A 14,938-nucleotide genomic window follows, 5' to 3' on the forward strand; every position below is an offset into this window, starting at 1 on the left:
GCGACAACGACAATGATTGTCAAAAACGCATGATTGCATGTCAGAGCAGCTTCACCAGGCCGACGGTGACCAGCAGGGTCAGCACGATCAGTCGGATCGCCCGGGTCTGTGGCGTCTGCACCGACCAGGTGGTCACCAGCAGGGTCGCCAGCGCACCGGCCAGCAGCAGGGTGAACAGCCCGCCGATCACGCCCGGGGCGAAGAACGCGACAAGCGCGAGGAGGAGGGTGACCAGGAACACCGTCGTCGGGTTGGTCCGGGCCAGTCGGGCGGCGATCCCAGGCTGCGTACGCTGCATCCCACAGACTCTACGAGGAGGAGGCGTCGGTGCTGGTGACCAACCGGTTCGTGGTCGACGAAGACGTCGCGGAGGCGTTCACCGCGCGGGCCCACGCGGCCCTCGCCGCGCTCGCTGCCCGCCCCGGCTACCAGCGCGGACAGCTGGTCCGGGCGCTGGACGACCCCCGTCACTGGTGCCTGGTCACCGAGTGGGAGTCGGTGGGCACCTACCGCCGCGCCCTCGGCGGGTTCGACGTGAAGATCACCGCAGTGCCGCTGCTCGCCGAGAGCCTCGACGAGCCGTCCGCGTACGAGCCGTTGGCGAGCGCCGCCCCCGGCGGTGACGTGGTCACAGTCGCCAGTGACCGGGCTGCGGGTCCTTACCGCTGAGTCGCCGGGCACTACGCTGGCTTCCATGACCGCTCCCGGACCGGCAGCCCCACCACCAGACCCCTCGCTGCCCGGCCAGCAGGGGCCTCAGGTCCCCGGCGAACGCGGCGCGCCGCCGGCCGCATCCGGCCCGCCACCTACCGATGGCACCGGCCCCGGCTCGCCGTCGGCGGGTCAGCTCCAGCCCACCGCGCCCCCCGGGGACCAGTTCTCACCCGGTAACCCGCCCGGGGGTCAACTGCCGCCCGTACCGTCACCGCCCGGCCCGGAGTCGGGAGCGCCGGTGCCGCCGCCCGGTCCGGGGGTGGCACCGCCGTTCGCGGCACCGCCGACCGAGGGCGGCCGGTCACGGCTCTGGCTCGGCCTCGGCGCGGGGGCGTTGGCGCTGCTGCTCTGTTGCGGTGGTGGCGGCACCGCAGTGGTCGGGCTGCTGGTCAGTGGGGTGCAGGCGATCGAGGAGCAGGGTCGGACGGTCTCCGGCGACTACTACCGGGCCCTCTCCGACGGCGACTACGGCCGGGCGTACGACCAACTCTGCGAGGATGCCCGGCGACGCGAGTCCCGGCAGGAGTTCGAACGCCGCTCCGCCGCTGAACCTCAGATCTCTTCCTACCGGGTCGGTGAGGTGGACACCACCACGCTGACCGTGCCGGTGGAGGTGACCTACAGCGGTGGTGGCCAGGAGCGCCAGCAGGTCGTGCTCGCGCAGGATCCGCAGACCGGTGGCATGGAGGTCTGCGGAGTCAACTGACCGGCCGCAGGTAATGTGCTGGGTTCGGGACCGAGCCGGTCGTACCGTGGTCCCGAGCCGTAGCCGCCGACCGTCACGTCCCCGCCGACCGCCAGTCGGCGTAGGAGGAAAAATGCCAGCCGACCGAATCGACGCCGTCGTCAGCCTCGCCAAGCGCCGAGGCTTCGTCTTCCCCTCCAGCGAGATCTACGGGGGCACCCGGTCGGCGTGGGACTACGGTCCGCTCGGCGTGGAACTCAAGGAGAACGTCCGCCGGCAGTGGTGGAAGACGATGGTCCAGCAGCGCGACGACGTGGTGGGTCTGGACTCCGCGGTGATCCTCGCCCGGGACGTGTGGGCCGCCTCCGGGCATCTGGAGGCATTCGTCGACCCGCTGACCGAGTGCCAGTCCTGCCACAAGCGGTTCCGCGCCGACCATCTCGAGGAGGCGTACGAGGCCAAGCACGGCCGCCCGCCGACCTCGCTGGCCGAGCTGAACTGCCCCAACTGCGGCAACAAGGGCACCTTCACCGAGCCCCGGATGTTCAACGGCCTGATGAAGACCTACCTCGGCCCGGTGGAGAGCGACGAGGGCCTGCACTACCTGCGGCCGGAGACCGCCCAGGGCATCTTCGTCAACTACCGCAACGTGGAGACGGTCGCCCGCAAGAAGCCGCCGTTCGGCATCGCGCAGACCGGCAAGTCGTTCCGCAACGAGATCACCCCGGGCAACTTCATCTTCCGTACGCGCGAGTTCGAGCAGATGGAGATGGAGTTCTTCGTCGAGCCGGGCACCGACGAGCAGTGGCACGAGTACTGGCTCGCCGAGCGCTGGAACTGGTATCTCGACCTTGGCCTCTCCGAGGACAACCTGCGCTTCTACGAGCACCCCAAGGAGAAGCTCTCGCACTACTCGAAGCGCACAGTCGACATCGAGTACCGGTTCCAGTTCGGCGGCACCGAGTTCGCCGAGCTGGAGGGCATCGCCAACCGCACCGACTTCGACCTGTCCACGCACAGCAAGCACTCCGGCGTCGACCTGTCGTACTTCGACCAGACGAAGGGCGAGCGGTGGATCCCGTACGTGATCGAGCCGGCTGCCGGCCTCACCCGGGCGGTACTGGCCTTCCTGCTTGAGGCGTACGACGAGGACGAGGCACCGAACACCAAGGGCGGCGTCGACAAGCGCACCGTGATGCGCTTCGACCCGCGACTGGCCCCGGTGAAGGTGGCGGTGCTGCCGTTGTCGCGTAACGAGGCGCTCTCGCCGAAGGCCAAGCAGCTCGCGGCCGACCTGCGTAAGCGCTGGGTGGTCGAGTTCGACGACTCGCAGGCGATCGGTCGCCGCTACCGCCGGCAGGACGAGATCGGCACCCCGTTCTGCGTCACCGTCGACTTCGACACGCTCGACGACAACGCGGTGACGGTGCGCAACCGGGACACCATGACCCAGGAACGGATCGGCCTGGACCAGGTCGAGCGTTACCTGATCGACCGCCTGCCCGGCTGCTGATCCCTCGGCCGCGCCCGGGCGTGCCGGTCCGTCCGGCAGGTCCGGGCCGGGCGCCACGGGCGTGCCGACTGGCATCCATGGCCAATGATGTCTCCCAGGGCGGTCTGATCCGCACGGAGACGACGAAGGGCCGACGACGTGGAGCCAGAAGCACGCGAGGAGATCTTCGAGCGGGCGCGGGAGTACTCCACCCGGCCGGCGGGCTGGGAGCGTGCCGGGTTGGTGGTCAAGCAGGGCATCCTGCTGACCGACATGCTGGGTGTGAGCGGCACGGAGATCCAGCAGAAGCTGCGGGCGGCGGAGGCGCTGGTCCGGCAGGCGTCCGGTGGCGGTGGCCGCCGGTGGCCGTGGCGGCGGCGCTGACGGCGAGCCCCGTACCCTTGAACTGTGGAAACCGCCCTCCGTTCCGCGGCCGAGCTGCCGCCGCTGCGCATCGGGCCGCACCAGGTGTGGCCGCCGGTGGTGCTCGCGCCGATGGCCGGCATCACGAACGTCGGCTTCCGGCAGCTCTGCCGGGAGCAGGGCGGCGGGATCTACGTCTGCGAGATGATCACAACGGTCGCCCTGGTCGAGCGGAACCCGAAGACGCTACGGATGATTGCGTTCGGGGCGGACGAGCGCCCGCGTAGCCTCCAGCTCTACGGCACCGACCCGGAAACCACAGCCGCCGCCGTGCGGATCGTGGTCGAGCGGGACCTCGCCGATCACATCGACCTCAACTTCGGCTGCCCGGTGCCGAAGGTGACCCGTCGTGGCGGCGGTGCGGCGCTGCCCTGGCGGCGGCGGCTCTTCGCCCGCCTGGTGCGGGCCGCGGTGGACGCCGCGTCACCCGCCGGGGTGCCGGTCACCGTGAAGATGCGCAAGGGCATCGACGACGACCACCTGACGTACGTCGAGGCGGGGCTCGCCGCCCAGGAGGCCGGCGTCGCCGCGGTCGCCCTGCACGGGCGTACGGCCGCCCAGCGATACTCGGGTACGGCGGACTGGGATGCCATCGGCACCCTCAAGCAGGCACTCGACGTGCCGGTGCTCGGCAACGGCGACATCTGGGAGGCAGACGACGCGCTGCGGATGGTGGCGCACACCGGTGTCGACGGCGTGGTCATCGGCCGGGGCTGTCTGGGGCGGCCCTGGCTCTTTGCCGACCTGGAGGCGGCGTTCAACGGCTCGTCGCAGCGTCGGCTGCCCACCCTCGGCGAGGTGGCGGTGACCATGCGCCGGCACGCCGAGCTGCTGGTCGAGCAGTTCACCGCAGGTGCCCGCAACCCGGCGCGTGGTGAGCGGGACGGCTGCACCGACTTCCGCAAGCACGTCGCCTGGTACCTCAAGGGCTTCCCGATCGGCAGCGAGCTGCGTCGTTCCCTGGCGATGATCGACAGCCTGGCCCAGCTCGACGACCTGCTCGGCAAACTCGACCCGGCGGTGCCGTTCCCGGTGGAGACGCTGGGTCAGCCGCGTGGTCGCACCAACTCACCGGGCAAGGTCTTCCTGCCCGACGGCTGGCTGGCCAGCCGCGACGATGACACCGTTCCCGAGGGCGCCGAGCTTGACGACTCCGGCGGCTGACCGGCCGAGCGCCCCCTCCGTGATGTCCGCCGGGCCGCACCGTCTGCACCTTCGGGGAGAGTTCCTGACCCCGGTGGCCTGACCCGTCACGGGCACCGCGTGGGGGTGGGCGCCCCCGCCGGAGGCAGCAACTTCGGTGATTCTGCTGTCTGGCCCGTGGCTTGAGGCAGCAACATCCCCGATGTTGTCGCATCCGCGGGGCGGGGTGGGGTGGGGTGGGGTGGGGATGACGAAGGGCCGACCCCTGGTGGGGTCGGCCCTTCGTGGTGTTGGGTTGGTCAGGAGGTGGCGCTGTAGCCGCGGGTGGCGATCCAGTCGGCGAGGGTGTCGATGCTCATCCGGTAGGAGGCCTGGGCGGGGTTGGCGGAGTCGGCGATGGTGACGGTGTCGCCGTTGTCGCGGTAGCCGACGATGCTGATGTAGTGGCCACCTTCGAAGCTGTGGGCGGTGCCGTCGGTGTCGGTGGCGGTGCCGGCGATGTTGGCGACCACGGCACGGCCGTCGTCGACGGTGCGGACGATGTCGTCGCGCAGCTTGTCGGTCTGCTTGTCGTCAGCCTTGGCGCCGGCGATCTCGACCGACTTGTAGACGTCCTTGCCGGTCTCCTTGTTCAGCACCGGGGTGATGTCGTTGATGGAGTTCGTGCCGGCCTCGGTGGTGCGCATCTCCTTGGCCATGGTGTCCACGTCGATGTTCTTGCCCTGCACGCTCAGCGCGTTGCGGGCGGCGGCGGGGCCGCAGTAGTAGAAGTTGGGCTGCGCCTCGTAGCGGACGCCGAGTTCGCGTTCGCCGCCGGGCTTGCGGTCCTGTGTCACGGCGCTGGCCTGGACGGCCGGGGTGGCCTGGGCGGCGATGGCGGGGCCGGCGATGCCACCGGCGGTGGCGGCGGCTGCGGCGATGGTCAGGGCGGTCTTGCGCAGGATGGTGGTAGCCATGGTTTCGCACCTTTCGGTCGGGGGTGCGCGTGGCTCCGGCCCGCGGGGGATGCGGGTGGGCCATGCGGGAAAGGGGAGACGTGCTACGCGCTGGTCCGGCGTTCGGTGCCCGGGACGTGATGCCCGGGTGGGTGTATCGCCGGGTGGGCCGGGGCCATTCCGGGGGGCCCTCGCGCGGGGGAGGGCGGATGGCTTCGGCGGTGTACCGGGGGGTGTAACGCCCGGGGGTGAGGGATCATTCCGACCGGGCCGGGGCGGCGCCGGGGAGGCGCTCGCGGTTACGCCATGTATAACCACCGGGCCGGGCCCGCGATTCCGCCGGCAGCGTGGCCCCGGTCACCGGCGAATCGGACATCCGGGCCACGCCGTGCACGAATGTCCCGGCAGGTGTTCCGCGCAGCGGTGCCGGCCGTGCCAACGGCGGGGCTGCCGGCCGACGGAGGCGGCGGTGCGCCGGGAGTCGGCTTTCAGGGGCCGGCCACGCGATCAGCGCCGGACTGTTGGCTGAAGGCGTCGGCGGTGGCCAGGGGCCGACCATGCGATAAGCGCCGTGCTGCCGGCTGAGGGCGTCGGCGGTGGGCCAGGAGTCGAGCGCCGGCCACACCGAGCCAGGCTGTCCCGACATACGCCGCGATCCGTTCGAAAAGCCCACCCGGTGCACCGGGGGTCAGCCCGTCGTCCATCATGCGAACGACGTTCGCGGGATCCGGCGGCTCGGAGGCCGTACGGCGGCGCTGGGCTGAGGTCGCGCAGTACTACCGCGACCTGCCCGCGGACCGTTTTCCGCACACCGTCGCGCTGCGCGACGCACTGTTCGCCGCCGGACCGGTGGACCGCTTCACCCTCGGCCTGGAGTTGCTCCTGGACGGGCTGGCGGCCCACCGGAGCGGCTGACCGCCGGACCACGCGGAGCGGGAATCGGCGTCGCCGGCTGTGGCCAGGGCAGCTCGGGAGAGCGGTGGTACGCGATGCCGGCGGTGTCCCAGCGTGGGCCGTGCCCCGCCAGCCGCTCCCGGAACGAGACCCAGCCGTGCGTCGACCGGGGTGACCAGCCCAGCTCGGCGATGGCGGGCAGCCGGGGGAACAGCATGAACTCGATCTCGGCGAGGGTGGTCACCGACTCGGTCCACAGCGGCGCCTCGACGCCGAGCACCGCCTCGGCCGGTACGCCGGTCAGGTGGCTGGCCGGATCCCAGTCGTACGCCCGGCGCACGTCGATCAGGCCGGCCCAGTCGTGCCCGATCGGGGTGTCCGGGGCGTACTTCATGTCCAGGTACGCGTGGTTGCCGGGGGAGAGGACCAGCCGGGCCCCCCGGCGTACCGCCTCGGCGGTCACCGGGTCCTCGCCGGTCGTGCCCCACCACTGGAGGACCCGCCTGTCGACGTGGGCGGCGGGAGCGATCTGGTGCCAGCCGATCACGTCCCGGTCCAACTCGGCGACGATGCGCTGCACCCGCTCGACGAAACCGGCGTACACCTCGGCGGGCACCTTGAACGCCTCGTCGCCGCCGATGTGCAGCCACCGGCCGGGGGTGAGCGCGGCGATCTCGCCGAGCACGTCGGTGACGAAGTCGTAGGTGCGTTCGTTGGCCGGGTCGACGTAGCTGAAGCCGACCTCGGTGCCGGCGTACGGCGGCGGCGCGACCCGATCCGGTGCCAGTTCCGGATAGGCGACGAGCGCGGCGTTCGTGTGACCGGGCAGGTCGACCTCGGGGATCACGGTGATGTGCCGGTCGGCGGCGTACGCCACGATCCGCTGGTAGTCGGCGCGGCTGTAGTACCCGCCGGGCGCGTCGCCGACCGCGCCGGCCCCGCCGACGGTGGCCAGCCGGGGCCACGAGTCGATCGCGATGCGCCAGCCCTGGTCGTCGGTGAGGTGCAGGTGCAGCCGGTTGAGCTTGTAGCGGGCCAGGTGATCGATCACCCGCAGCACGTCGGTGACGCCGAAGAAGTGCCGGGCCACGTCGAGCATCACGCCCCGGTGCGGGTAGCGGGGGCGGTCGAGGATCGACCCGCCGGGCAGCACCCAGCGGGCGGCGACCGGGGTGGACCTCTCGACGGCTGCCGGCAGCAGCTGCCGCAGCGTCTGTACCCCGTGGAAGAGGCCGGCTGCGGTGCCGGCGGCGATGCGTACGCCGTCGGTGGTGATGTCGAGCCGGTAGCCCTCCGCGCCCAGGGCGGCGTCGCCGGTGAGGTCGAGGGCGATGCCGCCGGCGGGGACGGGCGTGGCGGTGTCGGTCACCGGCAGCGGGTATCCGGTCGCCGGGCGCAGCAGCGCGGCGAGGTGCCCGGCGACGGCCACGGCAGCCGGATCGGCGCTGACCCGGATCACCGCGTCGGCGGCGAGCAGGTAGTCGGCCGCGGCGTCCGGCTCGACCCGTTCCGGCGCGGGCACCACCTCACCCAGTCGGACAGGTGCCGGCGGTGCGAGCAGCGCCGCCGCCTCCCGCTCCGCCGCACTGGCCAGCTCCCCGGCGGTACGCCCGGCGGCCTGAACCGCGTCGTCCGCCGGCACGGCCGTTTCGGTGTCAGCCCGCACGGACGTCCCGTCACCTGCGGCGATGTGGTCCGCAGCGGTGTAGCCGGTCGCCGGGGTGGGCGTCACCTCGGACAGCTCGGCGAGGTTGCCGGAGCGGGTCGGGTCGAGTGGTTCCGGTGTGGTGTCGGGTGGGGCGGACACGAGGACTCCCGAGGGGGTGTATTCGCGGCGGTTGTGGCAATGGTGCCAGATGGTCACGGAGCGTGCCGTCAAGCGTACGGGGAGGCCGGCAATTGCGTGAATGTGCGCGTGGAATCGTTCCCAACAACCGTCCTGAACGCGGACAGTCGTGATTGCTGTGCCTATTGTCACCGAGTGCTCCCGGGCTGCGCGTTGTTCGCTTAGCCTTCGCCCACCGATCGGCACGACTCCCCGGATTACCAGTCCATGGATCCGGGGTATCAAAAAACTGAACCTTCGTTAAGTGTCAATCCGGGCGCGTGGGAGGCTCTGGTGACAGCGCAAGAGACGGTTGAGCACAAGTACGTCTACGACTTCGCCGAGGGCAACAAGGAGCTCAAGGACCTCCTCGGCGGCAAGGGGGCGAACCTGGCCGAGATGACGAATCTCGGCCTGCCGGTGCCGCCCGGCTTCACCATCACCACCGAGGCGTGCCGGGCGTACCTCGACACGGGTGCGGAACCGGCCGGGCTGGCCGAGCAGATCGCCGCCCACCTGGCGGCGCTGGAACGCGAGATGGGCCGGCGGCTCGGCGACCCGGACGACCCGCTGTTGGTCTCCGTGCGCTCCGGGGCGAAGTTCTCGATGCCCGGAATGATGGAGACCGTGCTCAACGTCGGGCTCAACGACCGCAGCGTCGAGGGGCTGGCCCGGCAGGCCGGTGCCGCCACCGACCAGGGCGCCTCCGGTGGAGCGGACCGGTTCGCCTGGGACTCCTACCGGCGGCTGATCCAGATGTTCGGCAAGACGGTCTGCGACGTGCCGGGCGAGGAGTTCGAACACGCGCTCGACGAGGCCAAACGCGCCAAGGGCACCGACCTCGACCTGGACCTGGACGCGGACGACCTGCGCGGGCTTGTCGACGCGTACAAGAAGATCTTCAGCAAGCACACCGGGCGGGAGTTCCCGCAGGAGCCGCGCGAGCAGCTGGACCTGGCGGTACGCGCGGTGTTCGACTCGTGGAACGCCGAGCGGGCGGTGGTCTACCGCCGGCAGGAGCGCATCCCGGCCGACCTGGGCACCGCCGTCAACGTGGTGGCGATGGTCTTCGGCAACCTCGGCCCCGACTCCGGCACCGGGGTCGCATTCACCCGCGACCCGGCCAGCGGCGCCCAGGGCATCTACGGCGACTACCTGGCCAACGCCCAGGGCGAGGACGTGGTGGCCGGCATCCGCAACACCGTGCCGTTGCAGGAGCTGGAGCGGATCGACAAGGACTCCTACGACGAACTGCTCGACTACATGGCTCGGCTGGAGCGGCACTACCGGGACCTGTGCGACATCGAGTTCACAATCGAGCGCGGCAAGCTGTGGATGCTCCAGACGCGGGTCGGCAAGCGTACGGCCGCCGCCGCGTTCGTCATCGCCGGGCAGCTCGTCGACGAGGGCCTGATCGACCTCGACGAGGCCCTGCACCGGGTCAACGGCGCGCAACTGGCCCAGTTGATGTTCCCGCGTTTTCAGCTCGACCACGAGTTCGAGCCGGTCGCGACCGGGATTGGTGCGTCACCGGGTGCGGCGGTCGGCAAGGTGGTCTTCACCTCGGCCCGCGCCGTCGAGCTGGCCGCTGAGGGCGAGGCCGTCATCCTGGTCCGTCGGGAGACCAACCCGGACGACCTGAACGGCATGATCGCGGCCAGGGGCATCCTCACCTCGCGGGGCGGTAAGACCAGCCACGCCGCGGTGGTGGCCCGGGGCATGGGCAAGACCTGCGTCTCCGGTGCCGACGAGCTGGACATCGACGTGCCGAAGCGGCGGTTCGTCGTGGCCGGGCGGACGGTCACCGAGGGCGACGTGGTCTCCATCGACGGCACCACCGGCAAGGTCTATCTGGGTGAGGTGCCGGTCAGCCCGTCCGAGGTGGTGCGCTACTTCGAGGGCGAGGTCGACCCGGCCACCAGCGAAGACGCGCTGGTCAGGGCCGTACACCGAATCATGTCGCACGCCGACGCGACGCGACGCCTGGCGGTCCGCACCAACGCCGACACCGCCGCCGACGCGGCCCGGGCCCGGCGCTTCGGCGCCGAGGGCATCGGACTCTGCCGCACCGAGCACATGTTCCTGGGCGACCGCCGGGAGCTTGTGGAACGACTGATCCTGGCGCGTGACCCGGCCGGGCGGGAGGACGCGCTCGCCGCGCTGCTGCCGTTGCAGCGGGCCGACTTCGTGGAAATCTTCCGGGAGATGGACGGCTCGCCGGTCACCGTCCGGCTGATCGACCCGCCGCTGCACGAGTTCCTGCCCCCGCTGGAGCAGCTCGCGGTGAACGTGGCTGTCGCCCAGGAGCGCGGTGAGGACGTCGCCAAGGAGGAAGCGCTGCTCGCGGCGGTGCGCCGGATGCACGAGGAGAACCCGATGCTCGGGCTGCGCGGCGTACGCCTGGGTCTGGTCATCCCCGGACTCTTCGCGATGCAGGTCCGGGCGATCACCGAAGCGGCGGTGGAGTGCACCCGCCTGGGGGTCCGGCCCTGCCCGGAGATCATGGTCCCGCTTGTCGGCGCGGTCCAGGAGCTGGAGACGGTACGCGCCGAAGCCGAGCGGATCATCGCCGAGGTGGTCGGCGGCAGCGACGTTGACGTGCTGATCGGCACCATGATCGAGGTGCCCCGGGCGGCGTTGACCGCCGGGCAGATCGCCGAGGCCGCCGAGTTCTTCTCGTTCGGCACCAACGACCTGACCCAGATGGGGTGGGGCTTCTCCCGCGACGACGTGGAGGGCGCGTTCTTCTGGCGTTACCTGGAACTGGGCATCTTCGGCATCTCGCCCTTCGAGTCCATCGACGCCGACGGCATCGGCCGGCTGGTGCGGATCGCCGCCGAGGAGGGGCGGGCGGCCCGGCCGGGGCTCAAGCTCGGGGTGTGCGGCGAACACGGCGGTGACCCCGACTCGGTGCACTTCTTCCACTCGGTTGGGCTGGACTACGTCTCCTGCTCGCCGTTCCGGGTGCCGGTGGCGCGACTGGAGGCCGGCCGGGCGGCAGTGGTCACCACCGGCTCCGACAGCCGCTGACCGCACGGCTCGCCCCGCCCCGGGGCGAACCGCCGCCTCCCTCCCACACGGGGTCCCGCTGCGCCCCCGGGTCGCGCCGGGTCAGCCGTGAGGCAGCAACATCGGGGATGTTGCTGCCTCACGGCGGCTCGACACAGCAACATCCCCGATGTTGCTGCTTGGCCTGGGGCGTCGCGCACTGCGCGTCGTCTTGGGCGGGGCGCGGCGGCGGGTTGTGTGGCGTAGTACGCGGTGTGGCGTGGGCTGTGCGGGCCGTCCGGTGGCGTACCGCGTGGCGTGCGATGCAGCGTGGCGTACCGCGTGGCGTGCGATGCAGCGTGGCGCGATGCAGCGCGGAGTACGGCGTGGCGTCGTACCGCGTGGCGCGCAAGGCAGGGTGTGCCTACCGCGTGGCCCGGCCTGCGGGGGGTCGAGGTGTGGCGAGTGGTGGGGTGCGGTGCACCCCTTGGCGGGCGGCGCCGGGTGGAGCGGTCAGATCGGGGGGCGGCGCCAGGTGATGGACGGGTCGCGGCGGGGGCGTTGGTTCGGCATCGAGGCCATGGGTGTGCGGACCGCCAGCGGGGCGTGCGGATCCGCCTGGTGGGGCAGCAGGGTCGGGCGGCGGCAGGCGGCAAGGGCCGGGCCGGTGCGGCGGACCACCCCACGGGCCTCCTCGCGGAGCGCCGCGAGATCCGCGCCCGGCTCGGCGACCAGGGTGAGCAGTGCGTCCCGACCGGCCGGGTAGGTGACCACGCAGCCGGCGGCGGTGTGCACCACGGACTCGTGGAACTCACCCTGTCGTACGGTGGCCGCCATCCGGTGCCCGAGGCCGAAGCTGGCCGCCGCCAGCGCTGCCAGGTGGGTGGCGTCGGTAGTGGGCAGGTCGCTGGAGATGAGCAGGCCGTCAGTGCCGGCGAGGACCGTGCCGGCGACCTCGGGGCGGCGTCGGCGCAGGCCCCGCAGCTCGGTACCCATCATCGTTTCCGCGTTCACGAGCGTGTCTCTCCCACCGGTCGTGTCTCCGCCTCAACAAGTGACGTTCCGCGATGGCGACGCTACCCGTGGACGTCGATGAGTGCGATCCCGTTACCGTCGGCAATTGGGCGACAACTCTCGTCTGATCGGAGGATGCGGACCCGCCGTGGGCACGTCGCCGCCGCGCCGAACCGGATCCCCGGGCGTAACCTGACTTCGCCCATGGACCGTCTTTCGCGAAGGGGGTGGCCGGATGAGATCGCGTGCCGAGTTGTCAGAGCCCGTCGGCGCCGCGGTGGCGGTGCCCGCATGACAAGTGTGTGGGAGAGCCTGACCGTCGACGCCCGGGACCCGGGCCGGCTGGCGCGCTGGTGGGCCGAGGCGCTCGGCTACCAGGTGGTCGACGAGCGGCCGGACGAGGTGGAGATCCGGCAGAGCGTGGACCGGCTGCCCGGCATCGTCTTCGTGCCCGTGACCGGCGTCAAGGAGGGCAAGAACCGGCTGCACCTCGACCTGCGCCCGACCGACCGGGAGGCCGAGGTGGAACGCCTCGTGGACATGGGTGCCCGGCACGTCGACATCGGTCAGGACGGCGACGACTGGACGGTGTTGGCCGACCCGGAGGGCAACGAGTTCTGCGTGCTGCGGCAGCGTGGGGATTGAGCGCTGCGGCCGGTGGGTCGGACGCGGCGCGTCGGGTGGCGGAGCCGGTCAAGGACCCGGAGCACGGCCGGTCCCCGTACGAACGGGACCGGGCCCGGGTGCTGCACTCGGCGGCGTTCCGTCGGCTGGCCGCGAAGACCCAGGTGCACACGGCCGGCACCGACGACTTCCTGCGTACCCGGCTGACCCACTCGCTGGAGGTGGCCCAGGTCGCCCGGGAGATGGGTGCCCGGCTCGGCTGTGATCCGGACCTGGTGGACACCGCCGGGCTGGCCCACGACCTCGGTCACCCGCCGTTCGGTCACAACGGCGAGGGCGTACTCGACGAGCTGGCCGCCGACTGCGGCGGGTTCGAGGGCAACGCCCAGACGCTGCGCGTGTTGACCCGGCTGGAGGCCAAGGTGTACGGCCCGGACGGGGCATCTGTCGGGTTGAACCTGACCCGTGCCGCACTGGACGCGGTAGGCAAGTACCCGTGGACCCGCCAGCCCGGCCGGCGCAAGTTCGGCGTGTACGCCGACGATCTGCCTGCCTTCGCCTGGCTTCGACAGGGTGCGCCGCCCGGCGAGCGGCGGTGCCTGGAGGCGCAGGTGATGGACTGGGCCGACGACGTGGCGTACTCGGTGCACGACGTCGAGGACGGCATCCACGGCGGGTACCTCACCCTGGAGCCGCTGCTCGCCGACTCCGATGAACGGGCGGCGCTCTGCGCCGACGTCGCCGCCGTCTATTCGACCGAGTCGCGCGACTACCTAGACGAGACGCTTGCCGACCTGCTGGCTGACCCGGTGCTCGCCCCGTTGGCCGGCTACGACGGCAGTCATCGGGCCCAGGCCGCGCTGAAGGCCACCACGAGCGTGCTGACCGGCCGGTTCGTGGCGACAGCAGTCGCCGCCACCACCGAACGGTTCGGCCCGGGACCCCATCGGCGGTACGCAGCCGACCTGGTCGTGCCCCGGCCGTTGCGCGCCCGGTGCGCGCTGCTCAAGGGCATCGCCCTGCGTTACGTGATGCGTCGGCCGGGTGCGCAGGGCCGCTACCAGCGGCAGCGGGAGATCGTCGCCGGGCTTGTGGAGATCCTGGCAGCGCGGGCACCGAAAGCGCTCGACCCGGTTTTCGCCCCGCTGTGGCGGGAGGCACCCGACGACCACGCCCGGCTGCGGGTGGTGATCGACCAGGTGGCCTCGTTGACCGACCCCGCCGCGCTGGCCTGGCACGATCGCCTGGGCAGAAGCTGACATCGGGACCGGGGTCGGACGGCACGCCGCGAGTGAGGTTAGCCTAACCGAATGACGGATCGCCCGAAGAAGGTCACCTCCGCCCGGGTACTGCGCACCTGGCGGCCCACCCCGCACGTGGTCCGGCTGGTGCTCGGCGGCGAAGAGTTGGCCAGCCTGCCGGTCGGCGAGTTCACCGACCACTACATCAAGGTCGTGTTTCCGGTCGCCGGGGTCGACCTGCCGCGCCCTGTCGATCTCGCCGCCATCCGTCGTGACCTGCCACGAGAGCAGTGGCCCCGGCTGCGCGCGTACACGGTGCGCGACTGGGACGCGGCGGCCGGGGAACTGACTGTCGACGTGGTGCACCACGGCGACGAGGGGCTGGCCGGCCCGTGGGCGGCGGCGTTGCGGCCCGGCGACGAGGTGCTGTTCGTCGGCCCGGGTGGGGCGTACGCGCCGAGCCCGGCAGCCGACTGGCACCTGCTCGTCGGTGACGAGAGCGCCCTGCCGGCGATCGCCGCGTCCCTGGCCCGGTTGCCCGTCGGCGCGCCCGCCCACGTCTTCATCGAGGTCGACGGCCCGGCCGACGAGCAGCCGCTGCCGAGCCCCGGGGCGGTGCGGCTGACCTGGCTGCACCGGGGCGTACGCCCGGTGGGCGAGGCGCTCGTGGACGCGGTGCGCGGGCTGGATTTCCCGGCCGGCAGGGTGCACGCCTTCGTGCACGGCGAGGCGTCCTTCGTCCGCCGACTGCGCCGGTTGCTGCGGGTGGAGCGGTCGGTTCCCCGCGACTGGCTGTCCATCTCCGGCTACTGGCGCAGGGGCCTGGACGACGAGGGCTGGCGGGCCACCAAGCCCGACTGGAACCGTCAGGTCGAGGCCGACGAAGAGACGCGCGTGCCCGTGCCGCTCGGTTGACCCGTTGGACCGATAACCGGCAAGGTGGCCCCCCAACACGCCCGT

The 14,938-nt window shown here is 71.7% G+C and carries 14 protein-coding genes; 10 read left to right on the top strand and 4 right to left on the bottom strand.

The annotated features are described in order from the left end of the window. Positions 1-40: 40 nt before the first annotated feature. Positions 41-298: a hypothetical protein gene (locus Van01_RS11675; protein ID WP_204005662.1), complete on the bottom strand. Its 258-nt coding sequence runs from the start codon at positions 296-298 to the stop codon at positions 41-43. 29 nt (positions 299-327) lie between these two features. Between Van01_RS11675 and Van01_RS11680 the strand changes: the two genes are divergently transcribed. The 5 genes from Van01_RS11680 to dusB all read left to right on the top strand — a co-directional run bounded on the left by Van01_RS11680 (position 328) and on the right by dusB (position 4,478). Next, positions 328-669 (top strand): antibiotic biosynthesis monooxygenase family protein, encoded by a 342-nt coding sequence (locus Van01_RS11680; RefSeq protein ID WP_204005672.1) that lies wholly within the window; start codon positions 328-330, stop codon positions 667-669. Between the two features lie 238 nt (positions 670-907). Beyond that, positions 908-1,420: an Rv0361 family membrane protein gene (locus Van01_RS11685; protein ID WP_239093945.1), complete on the top strand. Its 513-nt coding sequence runs from the start codon at positions 908-910 to the stop codon at positions 1,418-1,420. Positions 1,421-1,532: 112 nt separating this feature from the next. Beyond that, positions 1,533-2,912, top strand: a complete 1,380-nt coding sequence (locus tag Van01_RS11690; protein WP_204005674.1) for a glycine--tRNA ligase — start codon at positions 1,533-1,535, stop codon at positions 2,910-2,912. 138 nt (positions 2,913-3,050) lie between these two features. Next, positions 3,051-3,275 (top strand): hypothetical protein, encoded by a 225-nt coding sequence (locus Van01_RS11695; RefSeq protein WP_204005676.1) that lies wholly within the window; start codon positions 3,051-3,053, stop codon positions 3,273-3,275. A gap of 24 nt (positions 3,276-3,299) precedes the next feature. Continuing rightward, on the top strand, positions 3,300-4,478 hold the full coding sequence (gene dusB / locus Van01_RS11700) for a tRNA dihydrouridine synthase DusB (RefSeq protein ID WP_373306240.1): 1,179 nt from the start codon (positions 3,300-3,302) through the stop codon (positions 4,476-4,478). 278 nt (positions 4,479-4,756) lie between these two features. On the opposite strand, the gene Van01_RS11705 is transcribed toward dusB, so the two are convergent. After that, positions 4,757-5,413 carry a C39 family peptidase gene (locus Van01_RS11705; RefSeq protein WP_204005678.1) on the bottom strand — a complete coding sequence of 219 codons (657 nt, stop codon included), beginning with the start codon at positions 5,411-5,413 and terminating at the stop codon, positions 4,757-4,759. A 684-nt stretch (positions 5,414-6,097) separates the two neighbouring features. Between Van01_RS11705 and Van01_RS11710 the strand changes: the two genes are divergently transcribed. Continuing rightward, entirely contained in the window at positions 6,098-6,307 is a 210-nt protein-coding gene (locus Van01_RS11710; RefSeq protein ID WP_204005680.1) for a hypothetical protein, read from the top strand. Here Van01_RS11710 and Van01_RS11715 read toward each other — a convergent pair. Continuing rightward, positions 6,252-8,018 (bottom strand): beta-N-acetylhexosaminidase, encoded by a 1,767-nt coding sequence (locus tag Van01_RS11715; protein ID WP_373306245.1) that lies wholly within the window; start codon positions 8,016-8,018, stop codon positions 6,252-6,254. The two genes, Van01_RS11710 and Van01_RS11715, sit on opposite strands and share 56 nt — an antisense overlap. A 387-nt stretch (positions 8,019-8,405) precedes the next feature. Between Van01_RS11715 and ppdK the strand changes: the two genes are divergently transcribed. Then, the gene (ppdK, locus tag Van01_RS11720) at positions 8,406-11,141 is read left to right on the top strand and encodes a pyruvate, phosphate dikinase (protein ID WP_204005682.1); all 2,736 of its coding nucleotides are present in this window, start codon (positions 8,406-8,408) and stop codon (positions 11,139-11,141) included. Positions 11,142-11,612: 471 nt separating this feature from the next. Here the strand turns inward: ppdK and Van01_RS11725 are convergent, their stop codons facing one another. Continuing rightward, positions 11,613-12,113, bottom strand: a complete 501-nt coding sequence (locus tag Van01_RS11725; protein WP_204005693.1) for a roadblock/LC7 domain-containing protein — start codon at positions 12,111-12,113, stop codon at positions 11,613-11,615. 291 nt (positions 12,114-12,404) lie between these two features. Between Van01_RS11725 and Van01_RS11730 the strand changes: the two genes are divergently transcribed. From Van01_RS11730 to Van01_RS11740, 3 genes are read left to right on the top strand one after another with little or no spacing between them, the layout of a single operon-like run. Beyond that, positions 12,405-12,758, top strand: coding sequence for a VOC family protein (locus tag Van01_RS11730; RefSeq protein WP_204005695.1), 354 nt, complete (start codon positions 12,405-12,407; stop codon positions 12,756-12,758). Next, positions 12,755-13,996 carry a deoxyguanosinetriphosphate triphosphohydrolase gene (locus Van01_RS11735; protein WP_204005697.1) on the top strand — a complete coding sequence of 414 codons (1,242 nt, stop codon included), beginning with the start codon at positions 12,755-12,757 and terminating at the stop codon, positions 13,994-13,996. The genes Van01_RS11730 and Van01_RS11735 overlap by 4 nt, the downstream gene beginning before the upstream one ends. Positions 13,997-14,047: 51 nt before the next feature. Beyond that, complete coding sequence (locus Van01_RS11740; RefSeq protein ID WP_204005705.1) at positions 14,048-14,893, top strand: siderophore-interacting protein; 846 nt, start codon at positions 14,048-14,050, stop codon at positions 14,891-14,893. Positions 14,894-14,938: the final 45 nt, after the last annotated feature.

The organism is Micromonospora andamanensis, assembly GCF_016863495.1.
In the GTDB taxonomy this organism is placed as follows: Bacteria; Actinomycetota; Actinomycetes; order Mycobacteriales; family Micromonosporaceae; genus Micromonospora; species Micromonospora andamanensis.